Here is a 14412-nt window from a genome sequence, read left to right as displayed (position 1 = left end):
TTATAAGACCACATTTACTTCTGGCGGCGGCGGTGGCAGGTCTTCAAGACCGATCACTTCTTTTTTGCTGGACTCCACTTTCTGACTGCCTACCGAAATGCTCGCACTGACCCATTTAAAGAAAGCTTTAATCGTCGAACTGTCAGCTGTATCGAGCTGAACCACGATTTCAGTGATTTCTTTGAGGACGCTGGTATCGGCATCATGCCCGGCTGCACATGCCACAACAACGCCGGTTCTGGCCGCTTTAAAGTCATTCAGGCCTTTACGCCAGTCATCATTCGGACTTCCATCCGTCATCAGGAATACAAGGGGACGCCAGTCACCTTTAGTGTCAGCCGTCGTTTTCTGTACTTCTTTGGCAATGGAGCTGGCCGTGAGGGAAAGCGCTTCGCCAAGAGACGTGGTGCCGCTGGCTGTTAGTGCTGGCATCTGGAAACTCAGGAGGTCTGTCAGGGGGACTGCCTGTCGGGCTGAAGAATCAAAGGTGATCACTGACACGTGAGCCGTTTCGAGTGCATACGGATCCTGTTTCAGCGTGGTAAGCAGCGTCTGAACGCCATTTTTAACCGCTTCGATAGGCTCTCCGTGCATAGAGCCGGACGTGTCGAGTAGCAGATATACGGGTAAGCGTCTCAAATGTAATTCCTTCTTAAGAGATCGGAAGAGGAGAGTAGTTTCAGGAAGAGGCCAGGGTTTGTTGATTTGATAAAACGGCACGACATCTGTCGGGTGGAGATTAAATACTCAGAAGCGGCATTAAAGAAATAAGTTAACCACCATAGAATTACCGACATGTGAATGGCCTCTTATCAACAGAAAAATAATTCAGACCGGACTGGAATATAAGATTTCTGAAAAAACTCGGACAAATAAACTGTCTTATGTATGAAATTCATCATACATCACAGATCTGCATGAATGGAGTGTAAAACGCCCAAAGATTGATGTGTAGCACAAGAGGATGTCAAGACACCAGGTTTTGTAGTCAGTAAGGCGCTGCTGGCATTGCGGGAGGAGAATAGATCAAAACTACGTCACGCCAATACAGAGGTAAAATATGACAAAACCGGGGTTTTCACCCCGGTCTGAGATTTAGCGTCAGGACTTTTTAGCGCTGTATTCTTTTATCAGTTCGTCAACGGAGTGCAGAGCCAGCTTCTCTACCGCTTCACTTCGGGTCGAGCCACTCAGCGCAGCCAGACGGTCAATTTTTCTTAAGATCCGCATGCGTAGCGATAAGGACACGGCTGTTTTTTTATCCTTATCGAGTACGACCTTCCCTGTAGACTCACCGGTTTTCAGTTCAGCATTCTGTGCGAGCGCTTCATTCATCCGGCGAAGGGTCTTTTTATCCAGCTGGCCCGGATTAACGAGATGGTAGGAATGACCTGCCTTGCTGTATTTGATCTCCGCAGAATATGACTCGCGTAGCTCTTTGAGGGCCCGGGTTAATGTCGGCTCTGAGCATTCCAGACTGGTTATAATGTCGGCAGCGGAAACGGGCTTGCCGGTGCCCAGTAAGTTGGCAAGCTTAAAAATCCGGGCCTGTCTGGTATTTAATTGCATCGTAAGATTTAGCCTGCTTAAAGGGTTAGTGGTTCAATAGGCTGAAAAATGAAGGTACTGCTCATCTTTCGAATAACCGGGTGATCGCCTAACGCTTCAACCGGATCAATGTGTTCTATGCCTGCAAAATTTACTGACGACATCTGGCTGCGAGTGCATTTGCAGGACAGGATATACTCATCCTCCAGATAGCCGGTCCGCTTACTGACCCGTTGCGTAAAGCCTGACACAATCACGTTGTCGAAAGGTAGCGTATGTAAAACGATACCGACCAGGCGGAACAAGCAGCCATGGACGTGGCGGGCATAGTTTTCGCGTACGGCTTTTTGCGTCATGGCTTTTTCCGTCAGCTCCGTGCCCCGGGCATTAACGCCGTAAATCTTATCAGGGAAATCTTCAATCTCAGCTAAATCAACGTCCAGCAGGACTGCTGATAGCTCCGGCTTTACTTCAAATGCAACAATCGTTTCACGCGGCCATTCAGTTTCTGCCAGCACACCCGCCAGGTATGATTCGAAAAACGCGGCGTCTGTCCGGAACTGCTGCCGGGCATCTGCCTGAGCCGTGGCGAGCCGTTTTTCATGTTCTTCTGCTTCAAACTTCCAGTTTGCATACTGTTCGGCCCAGGCCGTCCGTTGTTGCTGGTACCGGTGCTGTCGAAGGGTATTCTCACGCTCCACATCAATCAGCTCCTGCTGCCACCGGCGAAGATTTTCGGCGTGGCGCTCAGCTTTAGCTGATTCCGATTCAAACCATTTACCCAGAAAACTAATGCCTTCGCTCTCGGCAGGCTTTTCCGGCAATGCAAGGTAGTCTGGCTTTTCTGGACGCACCGGTGCCGGAACCTGAAAAGGCGACGTTCTGTTATGCAGGTATACTGCTTCCAGCTCTGCCCAGCTGATGCCTGTTTTTGGATCCGGCGTCAGCTCGTGAATATTACGGATTGCGGTTACCGCTGACATGAGTTCAGCGGCTTCCTGCTCAAGCGCCTGTCTGAGCCCCGGGTCGGTTGCCGTCCGGTTTCCACCTCCGGAACGCGCGGCCCGGTCAAGCCGGGTACGGTAACTCAGCCCGGTACCGGGCAAGCCCAGATTGGCATAGGTCCCCCGGCTACCAAAAGAAACGGAAGCACCTCTCGGCCCGACACTCAGGCTCGGTGCACCGTTACTCAGGTTGAGGCGAACGCCAGGAATAATGTTGATCGACTTTCTGAACCTGAACCCCATTATGATTTCCTTAATGATGCTGGGTCACGGTAAGTAATCTGATTCCATCAGCGCTTTGCTCGTTCTGTAACCCATAAAAACGAGCTCTGTCCAGAATGCCAGCCGCCCAGCGGCGATGTGTGGCGGGTTCACACATTGCTCCCTGCGACTTAAACACGGCCTGGGTAGAGTTCAGGATCCGCAGAGCGTCAGAATACTCACCCTGAGTGACCATCAGCGCGTTTTGAATGACCTCTATCTGACCCGGGTGAATGGCCGTTTTCCCAACAAGCCCATGTGCCATATCAAGAGCCAGCTCTCTGGCCATAACGGCATGATCGTCAATATGCTCACATACGGGCGCGGTCAGGGCAAAATCACGCGGGCCGAAGACTGAAACGAGCATTTTGATGACGTAGCCCATCGGGCTGTCATACAGCGTCAGGTCCCGGGGGCGGCGAAGCGACACAACGTTCATAAGATCGTTGCCGCCGATTCGAAGCGCAATAATGCGGTCGTGGCAGGGATGTTCCACCAGGCGAGTGGCCAGCTCGCGCATCTGAACCACGTCAAAGACGTCTTCTGTTTCCAGCGTTGGCATCATGCACAGGTGAGTCCCGCCCATGATATCCCACCATTCAGCTAACGAACTGAGGGTAAATTTCGGCAACACAAACCCATCGACAGCGGAAAGATCATAATGCGCTTTTAACCATCTGCCCATTTCGGCATGCCGAGGGCGAATGAACACCAGAGGCCAGTCATTTTTACCCAGGCTACGCATGCTGTTACTGAGCTCGTGCAGCAGGTGCTCCAGATTTTTGAGGGCGATGGGGATGTCTGCTTCACTGACAGCATCCTCCAGGCAAATCACCAGAGAGCGCAAACCCGGGATTTTCCCGTGCAGGACGGCATCAGCAATATCTTCCCGTGTTGCAGGCATGTATAGCGTGGCTCCCAGATTCCAGGGAGAAAGACGATTTTTCATCAGAGTACCTTCTTGATAATGGTTACAGCCCGATACTGGCCGAGGGTTCCCCCCATTTCTGTAACAACTATTCCCTTTTCACGAGCAAGCCCTACAAGCAAGGCAACGTCCGGGTCGTCAATAGAACGCACAAATACATGGTCCGGTACCCGACGTAATACAGCCCGGGTTGCTTCAGCAATACCGGGTTTAATACGATTGACGCTGTCCACTTTAAATTCATCGGCCAGGAACGCGATAACGTCGCGACTTGTCTGCCATAAGACCCGGGCTGACTCCATATTCCAGCTCAGGGTAGCGAGGGATGACGGGGTTAACTTCTTACGGAAATGGGCGACGGTATCGACAAGCATCCGGCTGCATTCGAATTCACTGAGATGCTCGCAAACCATGCACCCATGTAATCCTTCAGAGGACCATACTGACCGGGAGATCAGGCCTGATACCGGCGCACCCATGATGCCAAAAGGAATGAGCCAGTCATCATCACTGGCTGCAAGCCAGGAGCAGCCACAGGGATCGGCCAGGACAACCAGTCGCGGCTGCTCAGGATAGCCCGGGCGATCTTTCAGTGCGCGTACAAGCTCTCCGGTAATTGCGCCTTTACCTGTCCATCCGTCAACAAAGACAATACCGCTGGTACCATGGCGCTCTTCAATGACGTCGAGGGCTGCACCGTCAATTCCACGATCCCGGATAATGCTGATACCGTAATGCCATGAGGTTTTCCCCATGTCACGCAGGGCCTGGTGCAGCATAACGCCGAGCGGCACGCCAGCTCTGACGAGACTGGCCAGTACAATGGGCTCATCACCGAAGCGTTCGGCCAGAGCAATAGCGAGCTGTGTGACTTCTTTTGCAAGTCTCTCTGCGCCCCGATCCAGCGCCCGGTGAAACAAATCAAGATGCCATTGTGTTGGCGCTGGCTCCTGACTGAGCATGTCCGAATAATGTTTCTTCCCTGACTGAATCAGCTCTTCTTTTTGCTCAACCGGCGTCATCTCAATGACTACCGGCTTTAGCAGAAATTCCACGTCACCGGGCTGGTATGAGCCGGTAAATGTGTCATGTGGCTGCATTTTAATTTTCTCCAAAAATTCGCTGTGAAATGGCATCTGCAAACTGACTCTGACGCGGGATGCCAAACCAGCTGCACAGTTTCATAAAACGATGATCGCTCAGGCTGTCGCCCAGACCAATTACGGGGAAGACTCCGCGTTCAGCCCGAAGTTTTTCAAGAAGCCATCTGACTGCCAGCCCTTTCTCAACCGCGGTGGGAAGCCAGGCCACGTTATTACTGTTGCGGTGGATGTAGAAGCCCTCGGTCGGAAACACCGTTTCTATCTCATCTGCAATGGCATTGAGCTCGTCAAGGCGGGTGCTGTCGCGGTGCTTCATCACCATATAAACCGCCGTTTCACCGTATTCGAAGTTCAGCCTTGCCCAGGCATTGATCCCTTTTGCGTCCATCATTTCAGTGATCAGACGCTGCATCGATGTCAGCTTTTCCTGATAGGGAGCCAGCTGGCCGAGCATATGGGCCTTCCACTCCTCGTCGGGTTTGCCTTCTGGCGTGAGAATGACGGCCCCGTGAGTGGTGATTGCCCAGGAGTGGAAAGGGATCCGTACGCGGCTGATTTCTTCAGTTCCCCGTGCGGTAACGGGTATGAGTTCAGCCTGCTCCAGGAGCCAGTCCACCAACATGGACTGTTCTTCCGTCATAAAGCTTCGTGGATTCAGGGTGCGATCAACGGCACCGGTACGGAATGGCTCCAGGGCCAGCTCGTCCACCATTTTACGACGGGTCTGAAAGAGCGTGTCGTCAAGGTCGCTCAGAACAACGGGTTTATTCATAGGTAACAATCTCCACGACGGCCGCAACCTCAGCCAGCGCTTTAAGAAGCTGCGTGTCAATACTTTCTGCGGGTGTCTCAGTACACACAAGAATGCGGTCAAACTGCTGGTGGGCGACGTTATAGACAAAATTGGGGATGCCCAGCCCGTAGTTATCCGTAAAGGAAATGGCGGACTCAATGGCATAACCAACGGCGATAGGGGAGCGGGTGGTCGATCCATAAAATGCCTGTGCTCCGGCAGCTTCGAGCCGTTCAGCAAGCAGGAACGGCTCCCAGACGAATTCCCCGGTCCCGAGAACCAGAATACGTTCCCCCTTGTGGACGGAGACCTCATGGCCGAGATCGGCCGCAGGTGCGAGCATCCCCAGTCGGCCCCAGGACTGTTTTCCCTGGATGTCCCATTCTCCTCGTGAAGTTACGTTGACTTTCGGCATGTCCGGGACAGGTGCATCAGGTAATGGGGTCCATCCCCACTTACCGCTTACAAGAGAAACCGAAGTGACTGGTAAGGTGCTGCGCTCGGACAAGGCTTTGCCACTCCAGTCGGTAAGCGTAACGGCTATAACCTGTTCAATATGTTGAAGCTTGCCGGTATTACGCAGGGCTGAAAGCAGGTTAATAAAGGTATTACCGGTGGTTGCCTCGTCATCAATCAAAACCAGCGTTCGTGCGTTGGTAACACGACGTCTTTTCTCTTCATCATCTGGCAGATAGATCAGATGATCGGTGGCGTGGCTGTGTTCTTCCTTGAACTCGCAAAGCAACGTGCCATCAACCGGGTGACGGGTAGAGGTCAGATAGACAGATTCAGGATGCTGGTGGCGCACTTCATCAAATACACCGGCCCCAAGCCCAACGGCGGTTTCAGCCATACCGATAAACAGTACGGGTCCTGTCAGTGTCGAGGGGAACTGGCTGGCAAGCTGTCTGTAGGCCTGCCGCATGACTGAGGGTGGCACGGGAATGTGCCTGCCGAGTACTTTGCTGACAAACAGAAAGGCGCGTTTCGGGTTACGTCTTTCAGCGATGTCAAACAGGTCATCGAGCGAAACTTCACCCTGGTCGCGGGTTACCTGAATCGTACCGCATGAGAGGGTACGGCGATAAATCATATCTTCGAGGATATCAGACATAAATACGCCTTAATTCAGAAGGTTAGAGAGTGATTCCGGGTATGCAATTACATCCGTAATGGATCTCACCGCAACCGGAGAAAAGGTGTTTTTAGCGCTCTGGCGCACCATATCTTCAGACATCAGACCGAGCTTAAAGGCAGCAAATAACCCAGGAAGGTTCACCCCGCTGTGAAGGGTATAACCCACCCCCCCTGACGGACGCATGTTGGTTTCAAGCAGCACCGGGTTGCCATTCACATCGTTTCGCGTCTGAACATTCACCAGCCCGTCGGCCTTCATAACCCTGGCGCAGTCACACGCCAGTTCCCAGGCGCTTCCTTCGTTTACCAGATACTGGATAACCCCTTCCTTACGGCGTCCCACGGCTGCGAGTATTTCGCCCTTATCCGCGAGGATATCGACGGAAAATTCCGGGCCTGGCAGGTACGGCATCAAAACAAGGGGTTTAAACGACTCAGCAGCTGATGCTGCTGCAATATACTGTTGCGGACTGACCAGACGATGTTCGGGATGATTAAAGACGGCCATAGGCGAAGCACTGTCATCAAAGCGCCAGAATCCCATGCCATAGATACCCGTCACCGGCTTCACGCATACCGGGCTGTCAGTGAACGGCGGGGCCGCGAGGTGTGTTTTTAATTCTGCCAGCGTATTCACCCGCCAGGATGGTACGACCGGGAGACCCTTTTGCTCCATAAACTGAGCAAAAGTAACTTTTTCGTCAGCCAGAGTTAACCAGTCGACGCCCGTTGCACCGGTAGTAAGGGTGGCACCGGTCGATTCAATGGCTGAACGGTGTTCTTCAAACCACTGGCTGTTACGGCCAGTATGAATATGGTGGATGCCGTAGGACTGAATGGTTTCCTGGATAAACTGAAGACGTTTTTGAGGATCTTCAGGTTCAGTCAAAGAATAGTCGGCAACGGAAAGGATTTCATTTCTTTCGTTACGGTGGGAGGCAAAAACGGTAATGGCAAAATTATTTTTTTTTGCAAATGATTTTACCCCCTGAATAATATCTCGCTGGGAGGATAAACCTTCCATAAACCAAATTTTCTTGTTCATTTTTTTTAATTATCCGGAACGCCATGCAAATTTATGATTGAGAAGTGAGTCTATGAGTGTCTAAGCTACATGTCAATCATAATATGATTAATAACTCCTGTGGTTATGGAGTGCGTCAGGTTTTTTGGATTCCTGATAACACATTGATATTTAAATTAAACTTAGAAAATTAACACCCTGAAAAGGATTTCTTTTTGTGTTTTTACAGAAAACTACCAAAATTTCCCTTGTCAGAGAACTTCATCATGATATGATTTTCTTCGTCAGTTACTAAATATACCTTTGATTGTCTCGGTCATTACCATTTTAAGGAATAAAACATGGTTTCATTAGTTAAGAACCAGACGGTATCACTCAGCAAAGAATCATCTGCATTAAGCCAGCTTCATTTCGGTCTCGGTTGGGATCCGGTTAAGAAAAAAGGTCTTCTTGGAGGATTGTTTGGAGGCAACGACTCAATCGATCTCGATGCTGGCTGCGTATTAATGGACAGCACCGGTAAAACAATTGACACCATCTGGTTCCGCAAACTGGAATCCACCTGCGGCGCTGTTGTGCACAGTGGCGATAACCTGACCGGTGAAGGTGACGGTGACGATGAGGTGATTAATGTCAACCTCTCCCGACTGCCTGCAAACGTTGAATACCTGGCGTTTACGGTAAACAGCTTCCGTGGTCAGTCGTTCAATGACGTCGAAAACGCGTTCTGCCGCGTTGTCGATCAAACCGGCAAAGAGCTGGCTCGCTACAAGCTGACTGAGCAGGGCTCACATACCGGGATCGTTATTTCTTCGCTGCGCCGTAATAACGGCAACTGGGACTTTACCGCCCTTGGCCATGCCTGTCGCGGCCGCACAATTGACGATATGCACTCCGATATCGTTTCAGCGGTTATTCGCTAATGAACCTGACGCCGGGGGGCAATGCCCCCGTTCCAGCCCAGGAGTTGCGGGTCCGGATCACCTCGGGCGGCCAGGTGGATGCTTCGGCGTTTCGCCTGTATGCCGACGGGAAGGTGCAGGGTGATGCGGACATGGTGTTTTATGGTCAGCCACGTAACGATGATGGTACCGTCAGCCTGGTCAGTGAAGGCCAGTACTCAACCTTTACTGTCGCGCTCAACCGGCTGAAACCTGATGTCCAGAAAATTGCGTTCACCGTGACCTGTGACGGTGGGCAGACGGTGTCCGGTCTTCGTAATCTTTCCATCGACGTGGAGCAAGGGGCTACCGGCCTGGTTAGCGGCAGTGTCGAACTGAGCGGCCGTCAGGAAGCAGCCTTAATTCTGGGTGAATTTTACCGTCGTAATAATGACTGGAAATTCCGCTTCGTTGCGCAGGGGTTCAACGGTGGACTTAAACCGCTGGCAGAGCATTTCGGCGTAAATATTGCCGACGAACCGGCTCCCGCAGCCCCGACTCCTCCGGTTGTAACCCCTCCGCCAGTTGAGACAAAAATCAGCCTGAGCAAGGTATCGCTGACAAAAGAGAAGCCTGCAATCAGCCTGACCAAACGGGATAACTTCGGTGAAATCCGGATCAACCTGAACTGGCACCGGGGCAGCGGCAAATCAGGCTTTGCAGGCATGTTCGGCTCCAAAGGAATCGACCTGGATCTGGGGGCCTTTGTTGAGCTTCAGGACGGGTATAAATCGGTCATTCAGGCGCTCGGTAATGCATTCGGTGATTATCGCGATGAACCGTATGTTCAGCTCAAGGGCGATGACCGGACGGGTGATGTATCAGACGGCGAGTGGCTGCATATCAATGGACGTGAATGGAAGCATATCCGCGAAGTGCTGATTTACGCCTTTATTTATGAAGGTGTTCCCAGCTGGGACAAGACTGATGGTGTGGTCACCATTCATGTGCCGGATCAACCGCCCATTGAGACCCGCCTGACCGAAGGTGAAAACCGTCGCACATTGTGCGCCATTGCCAGACTCGTAAACGAAAACGGCGCAATTAAAGTCGAGCGAATTAACCAGTACTTCAAAGGCCAGGACGAAATGGACCGGGCATTTGGCTGGGGATTTCGCTGGAGCGCCGGTTCTAAATAACACAGCAACAAAGGAAACAGGTATGAGCTTTTTCGACAAAGTTAAAGGTGCCATTAACTCAGGCCGTGACGAACTGACCCGCCAGGTTGGCCGTTTCAAAAACAAAAAATTCATGCAGGGCACCGTTGCTGTATGTGCCCGTATTGCCGTATCGAGTGACGGCGTAAGTTCGGAAGAAAAGCAGAAAATGATGGGCTTTCTGCGCTCTTCAGAAGAGCTGAAGGTCTTCGATACCAATGAGGTGATTGAGTTCTTCAATAAACTGGTTTCAAGCTTCGATTTCGATGTTGAAATCGGCAAGGGCGAAACCATGAAATACATCCTGGCGCTGAAAGATCAGCCTGAGGCCGCTCAGCTGGCCTTACGTGTTGGTATTGCCGTTGCGAAAAGTGACGGTAACTTCGATCAGGACGAGAAACTGGCCTCCCGCGAGATCGCTATCGCGTTGGGCTTCGACCCGGCTGAATTTGGCCTCTGATCCACATCCCTAAGGGTAAAATATGGTTTCCACACACATCGGCTTCCCGACTGAAACGGTCATTGTTTTTATTGCGCTTTCAGTCGGTGCCATCTTTATTGACCTGTTTATGCACCGTGATGACAAGCCTATTTCGCTGAAGAGTGCGGCGCTCTGGTCCGTATTCTGGGTTGTGGTTGCGATGGCATTTGCCGGTTTCCTCTATATCCACCACGGTGCTGAGGTTGCCAGTCTGTTTGTCACGGGTTATGCGCTGGAGAAAGTGCTGTCGGTCGATAACCTGTTCGTCATGATGGCCATCTTCTCCTGGTTCGCCGTTCCGGATCGTTATCGCCACCGTGTTCTCTACTGGGGGATCATTGGTGCCATTGTCTTCAGGGGCATCTTTGTCGCCATCGGTACGAGCCTGCTGAGTCTGGGGCCGTATGTTGAAGTTGTCTTCGCTATTATCGTTGCCTGGACAGCGGTCATGATGCTTAAAAGCGGTGATGACGATGATGAAATTGAGGATTACTCCCAGCATCTGGCTTACCGCATGGTTAAACGCTTCTTCCCTATCTGGCCGAAGCTCAGAGGGCATGCCTTCCTGCTTAACCAGAAGGAAGTGGATGCTGAACTGGCGAAACCAGAAAACAGCGATGTCACCATTGGCCGTGGTAAAAAAGCGGCGCTGTATGCGACCCCGCTGTTCCTGTGTGTGGCTGTGGTTGAACTCTCGGACGTAATGTTCGCGTTTGACTCGGTACCGGCAATCATTGCCGTCAGTCGTGAACCGCTTATCGTCTATAGTGCCATGATGTTTGCTATCCTGGGCCTGCGTACTCTGTACTTTGTCCTTGAGGCACTGAAACAGTACCTGGTTCATCTGGAGAAGGCCGTTATCGTGCTGCTGTTCTTCATCGCGGCAAAACTCGGCCTGAATGCGACCGATCACATCTGGCATCATGGTTACAGCATCGCGGCAACAACCAGCCTGTATGTTGTACTGGGTGTACTGGCGCTGGGCATTCTCGCAAGCGTCATGTTCCCGGGCAAACCTGAATCTGAGGAAAAGGGGAGTTAATCCCCTTAAGTGTTAACCTGAACAATTACTAATCGAAGAGGTTATTTTATGAGTGTTTCTCTTTCCAAAGGCGGGAACGTCTCCCTAAGTAAAGCAGCTCCGTCAATGAAAAACGTCCTGGTGGGCCTTGGCTGGGATGCGCGTTCAACAGACGGTCAGGACTTTGACCTGGATGCTTCAGCATTCCTGCTGGCCTCAAACGGCAAAGTGCGCGGCGATTCAGATTTCATCTTCTATAACAACCTGACGTCATCCGACGGTTCCGTAACGCACACCGGCGATAACCGCACCGGTGAGGGCGATGGTGATGATGAATCGCTGAAAATTAAACTGGACGCCGTCCCGTCTGAAGTTGACAAGATCATCTTCGTTGTGACCATCCACGATGCTCAGGCTCGTCGCCAGAGCTTTGGTCAGGTATCCGGTGCGTTTATTCGTCTGGTTAATGACGATAACCAGACTGAAGTTGCTCGCTACGATCTGACCGAAGATGCGTCCACTGAGACTGCCATGCTGTTCGGCGAGCTGTATCGCCACAATGGTGAGTGGAAATTCCGCGCAGTAGGTCAGGGTTATGCTGGTGGTCTGGCATCTGTATGTGCTCAGTACGGCATTAACGCGTCCTGATCAAAAAGTAACTTTTCTACCCGGGGCTGTTAATGCAGCCCTCATTCAACTGTTTGCAGGAGCTAAAAATGGCAGTTTCTCTCGTAAAAGGCGGCAATGTATCTCTGACCAAAGAAGCACCAACCATGAATGTTGCTATGGTTGGCCTAGGCTGGGATGCCCGTGTAACCGATGGTCAGGGTTTTGACCTGGACGCTTCCGTGTTCGCAGTAGGCGAAGACGGTAAAGTGTTGTCAGATGCGCATTTCATTTTCTTCAATAACAAAACCAGCCCTGATGGCGCGGTAGAGCACCAGGGCGACAACCGTACCGGTGAAGGCGACGGCGACGATGAGCAGGTCAAAATCGATCTGACCAAAGTCTCAGCAGATATCAAAAAACTGGTGTTTGCCGTTACCATCTATGATGCAGAAGCGCGTAAACAAAACTTCGGCATGGTGAGCAACAGCTTCATGCGCGTTTACAACAACGACAACGGCACGGAAATTGCCCGTTTCGATCTGTCTGAAGATGCCTCAACCGAAACCGCTATGGTCTTCGGTGAACTGTATCGTCATGGCGCTGAGTGGAAGTTTAAAGCTGTCGGTCAGGGCTTTGCCGGTGGCCTGGCGGCTCTTGCCTCCCAGCACGGCGTTAACATCTAAAATAACGCTGAATCATACCCCGGCAATGCCGGGGTTTTTTTTGGTTGCGATCCGCTATCAGGAGGGGGGGGGCAGAAAGGGTTCGGGAATCTCAGAAAGCAGAGAGATGTTAATTCTGACGTGAGCCTTTTAAAGGCAGGAAACGGATTTTTCTCTGGTTGCTGGTTAAAGCCTGTATTCCGTGCCTTATATCAACAGCATGCCCCTCTGATATATGTTACGTTTGCGACTTATGAAGGCACGGGTTCTGGAAGATAAAATACCCGACCAATGGAAATTCCAATTCAACAGGTATAGAAACTTCAACGTGATGAAATATGGTGTCACACCATATATACGCCTCACCAGAAATCCAGCGTCCTGAACTAAGCCAGGGGAACCTATATAAACGCTGCGCTTTAAAATAATCAAAAATCAGGAGAGTTAATGTGAATCTACAATCCGGACAAAACATACCACTTCAGCAATCTGCGATCAGGCTGAATCTTCAGTACCCTACCAAATCCGGCTTTAAAGGCGAACCCGATACCTGCCTGTTCCTGCTTAATGCTCAGGGAAAGGTCAGCGGCGATTCTGACTTTATCTTTTACAATAATCTGTCTTCTCCTGAAGGGGCAGTAAAGCTCGTTACCGGTTCTCAGCAGTCCAGCATTGAGATAGCACTGGATCGTGTTCCTGCGAACATCAGTAAAATTGCAATCACAGTTGTCATTGATGGTGAAGATACCATCAGTGGGCTCAGTTCGTTGAGCATGCAGGCTCAAGGAATCGCTGAGTTCCAGGCTGAGACTCAGGGCCGCAGTGAGAAAGCAATTATCCTGGGTGAAGTATATCGGCACAATGGCGCCTGGAAGCTTCGTGCGCTCGGGCAGGGTTTCAACGGTGGTCTTGAGCCTCTGGCCATTAGCTATGGCGTTGATGTCGCACAGCCAGCTCCGCAGCCAGCAAAGCCTGCTCGTATCAGTCTGGAAAAGAAACTGGAAACCAGATCTCCGCGCCTTGTAAGCCTCGCTAAAAAAGCCTCGGTCAGTCTTACTAAAAATAAACTGGACACCCTTGAGGCAGCGGTTGCATTTGTACTTGACGCATCCGGCTCAATGAGTGGCCAGTTCAGTAAGGGTAACGTTCAGTCTGTGCTGGACCGCATCGCCGTTCTTGCCGCCCAGTTCGACGACGACGGTGAAATGGATGTCTGGGGATTTGGAGAGAAGCATAAGAAGTATCCAAACGTCACACTGGACAACCTGGACACATATATTCAGTCCATTCGCGGGGCTGGAAAGCGTTCAGCCTGGGAGAACCTGCCGGGCCTCGGAGGGACAAACAACGAGCCTCCTGTGATGGAAGAAATAGTCGACTACTTTAAGGACTCGAAAATCCCGGTGTATGTTGTATTTATTACCGATGGCGGGATCAGCAAGACCCGGGCGATTAAAGATGCAATCCGGCGTTCTGCCAACTACCCCATCTTCTGGAAGTTTGTCGGCCTGGGTGGTTCAAGCTACGGTATCCTCAAAAATCTGGATGACTTTACTGACCGCCGGGTTGATAACACCCACTTCTTTGCCATGGATGATTTCGGTTCGATTAGCGATGAAAAGTTATATGATAATCTACTGGAAGAATTCAGACCGTGGATCGATGAAACAAAAAGGTTAGGCATCCTTTAATACGCACAGTTTGAGCTTGGTTGAATGAGCTCTACAGCAGCTTAATACTGTA

General features: G+C 51.2%; 15 protein-coding genes. 7 read left to right on the top strand and 8 right to left on the bottom strand.

Annotated elements, in window-relative coordinates; translation table 11 throughout:
* From ACNQ0T_RS20470 to ACNQ0T_RS20435, 8 genes are all read right to left on the bottom strand, one after another.
* A complete protein-coding gene (locus ACNQ0T_RS20470; RefSeq protein ID WP_001253657.1) occupies window positions 1–639 on the bottom strand; it encodes a vWA domain-containing protein in 639 nt (212 codons plus the stop codon).
* 462 nt (window positions 640–1101) lie between these two features.
* Complete coding sequence (gene terW / locus ACNQ0T_RS20465; RefSeq protein ID WP_001176767.1) at window positions 1102–1569, bottom strand: tellurium resistance protein TerW; 468 nt, start codon at window positions 1567–1569, stop codon at window positions 1102–1104.
* Window positions 1570–1586: 17 nt separating this feature from the next.
* On the bottom strand, window positions 1587–2795 hold the full coding sequence (locus ACNQ0T_RS20460; RefSeq protein ID WP_011152964.1) for a DUF4236 domain-containing protein: 1209 nt from the start codon (window positions 2793–2795) through the stop codon (window positions 1587–1589).
* A 10-nt stretch (window positions 2796–2805) separates the two neighbouring features.
* Window positions 2806–3762 (bottom strand): HpcH/HpaI aldolase/citrate lyase family protein, encoded by a 957-nt coding sequence (locus tag ACNQ0T_RS20455; RefSeq protein WP_011152965.1) that lies wholly within the window; start codon window positions 3760–3762, stop codon window positions 2806–2808.
* The gene (locus ACNQ0T_RS20450; protein WP_001585166.1) at window positions 3762–4841 is read right to left on the bottom strand and encodes a cysteine protease StiP family protein; all 1080 of its coding nucleotides are present in this window, start codon (window positions 4839–4841) and stop codon (window positions 3762–3764) included. The genes ACNQ0T_RS20455 and ACNQ0T_RS20450 overlap by 1 nt, the downstream gene beginning before the upstream one ends.
* A gap of 1 nt (window position 4842) precedes the next feature.
* Complete coding sequence (locus ACNQ0T_RS20445) at window positions 4843–5616, bottom strand: hypothetical protein (RefSeq protein ID WP_001040058.1); 774 nt, start codon at window positions 5614–5616, stop codon at window positions 4843–4845.
* The gene (locus tag ACNQ0T_RS20440) at window positions 5609–6751 is read right to left on the bottom strand and encodes a phosphoribosyltransferase domain-containing protein (protein ID WP_001280115.1); all 1143 of its coding nucleotides are present in this window, start codon (window positions 6749–6751) and stop codon (window positions 5609–5611) included. Before ACNQ0T_RS20440 ends, ACNQ0T_RS20445 begins: the two co-directional genes overlap by 8 nt.
* Window positions 6752–6760: 9 nt before the next feature.
* Window positions 6761–7819: an ATP-grasp domain-containing protein gene (locus ACNQ0T_RS20435; protein WP_012695441.1), complete on the bottom strand. Its 1059-nt coding sequence runs from the start codon at window positions 7817–7819 to the stop codon at window positions 6761–6763.
* 320 nt (window positions 7820–8139) lie between these two features.
* Here ACNQ0T_RS20435 and ACNQ0T_RS20430 point away from each other — a divergent pair, with 320 nt between their 5' ends.
* The 7 genes from ACNQ0T_RS20430 (at window position 8140) to ACNQ0T_RS20400 (ending at window position 14360) form a co-directional block, all read left to right on the top strand.
* Window positions 8140–8721, top strand: coding sequence for a tellurium resistance-associated protein TerZ (locus ACNQ0T_RS20430; protein WP_000254137.1), 582 nt, complete (start codon window positions 8140–8142; stop codon window positions 8719–8721).
* A complete protein-coding gene (locus tag ACNQ0T_RS20425) occupies window positions 8721–9878 on the top strand; it encodes a TerD family protein (RefSeq protein WP_001054786.1) in 1158 nt (385 codons plus the stop codon). Before ACNQ0T_RS20430 ends, ACNQ0T_RS20425 begins: the two co-directional genes overlap by 1 nt.
* Before the next feature lie 22 nt (window positions 9879–9900).
* Complete coding sequence (locus ACNQ0T_RS20420) at window positions 9901–10356, top strand: tellurite resistance TerB family protein (protein WP_000007449.1); 456 nt, start codon at window positions 9901–9903, stop codon at window positions 10354–10356.
* A 22-nt stretch (window positions 10357–10378) separates the two neighbouring features.
* Window positions 10379–11419, top strand: a complete 1041-nt coding sequence (gene terC / locus ACNQ0T_RS20415; protein WP_000255079.1) for a tellurium resistance membrane protein TerC — start codon at window positions 10379–10381, stop codon at window positions 11417–11419.
* Between the two features lie 48 nt (window positions 11420–11467).
* Window positions 11468–12046 (top strand): tellurium resistance membrane protein TerD, encoded by a 579-nt coding sequence (gene terD, locus ACNQ0T_RS20410; protein ID WP_000116680.1) that lies wholly within the window; start codon window positions 11468–11470, stop codon window positions 12044–12046.
* 68 nt (window positions 12047–12114) lie between these two features.
* Window positions 12115–12690, top strand: a complete 576-nt coding sequence (locus ACNQ0T_RS20405; RefSeq protein WP_000301247.1) for a TerD family protein — start codon at window positions 12115–12117, stop codon at window positions 12688–12690.
* Between the two features lie 428 nt (window positions 12691–13118).
* On the top strand, window positions 13119–14360 hold the full coding sequence (locus ACNQ0T_RS20400) for a vWA domain-containing protein (RefSeq protein WP_001053340.1): 1242 nt from the start codon (window positions 13119–13121) through the stop codon (window positions 14358–14360).
* The last annotated feature ends 52 nt before the right edge of the window (window positions 14361–14412 follow it).

The sequence above is a fragment of the Enterobacter cloacae complex sp.6700776 genome (assembly GCF_048284255.1).
Classification (GTDB): domain Bacteria; phylum Pseudomonadota; class Gammaproteobacteria; order Enterobacterales; family Enterobacteriaceae; genus Enterobacter; species Enterobacter intestinihominis.
The sequence above is the reverse complement of the archived record's forward strand: the minus strand, read 5'-3'. Positions and strand labels throughout refer to the sequence as shown.

What these genes read in the sequence shown, in the direction of transcription:
- ACNQ0T_RS20450 (WP_001585166.1), bottom strand. Translation starts at nt 4,841, where the DNA reads ATGCAGCCACATGACACATTTACCGGCTCATACCAGCCCGGTGACGTG.
- ACNQ0T_RS20460 (WP_011152964.1), bottom strand. Translation starts at nt 2,795, where the DNA reads ATGGGGTTCAGGTTCAGAAAGTCGATCAACATTATTCCTGGCGTTCGC.
- terW (WP_001176767.1), bottom strand. Translation starts at nt 1,569, where the DNA reads ATGCAATTAAATACCAGACAGGCCCGGATTTTTAAGCTTGCCAACTTA.
- ACNQ0T_RS20430 (WP_000254137.1), top strand. Translation starts at nt 8,140, where the DNA reads ATGGTTTCATTAGTTAAGAACCAGACGGTATCACTCAGCAAAGAATCA.
- ACNQ0T_RS20445 (WP_001040058.1), bottom strand. Translation starts at nt 5,616, where the DNA reads ATGAATAAACCCGTTGTTCTGAGCGACCTTGACGACACGCTCTTTCAG.
- ACNQ0T_RS20405 (WP_000301247.1), top strand. Translation starts at nt 12,115, where the DNA reads ATGGCAGTTTCTCTCGTAAAAGGCGGCAATGTATCTCTGACCAAAGAA.
- ACNQ0T_RS20425 (WP_001054786.1), top strand. Translation starts at nt 8,721, where the DNA reads ATGAACCTGACGCCGGGGGGCAATGCCCCCGTTCCAGCCCAGGAGTTG.
- terC (WP_000255079.1), top strand. Translation starts at nt 10,379, where the DNA reads ATGGTTTCCACACACATCGGCTTCCCGACTGAAACGGTCATTGTTTTT.
- terD (WP_000116680.1), top strand. Translation starts at nt 11,468, where the DNA reads ATGAGTGTTTCTCTTTCCAAAGGCGGGAACGTCTCCCTAAGTAAAGCA.
- ACNQ0T_RS20435 (WP_012695441.1), bottom strand. Translation starts at nt 7,819, where the DNA reads ATGAACAAGAAAATTTGGTTTATGGAAGGTTTATCCTCCCAGCGAGAT.
- ACNQ0T_RS20440 (WP_001280115.1), bottom strand. Translation starts at nt 6,751, where the DNA reads ATGTCTGATATCCTCGAAGATATGATTTATCGCCGTACCCTCTCATGC.
- ACNQ0T_RS20420 (WP_000007449.1), top strand. Translation starts at nt 9,901, where the DNA reads ATGAGCTTTTTCGACAAAGTTAAAGGTGCCATTAACTCAGGCCGTGAC.
- ACNQ0T_RS20455 (WP_011152965.1), bottom strand. Translation starts at nt 3,762, where the DNA reads ATGAAAAATCGTCTTTCTCCCTGGAATCTGGGAGCCACGCTATACATG.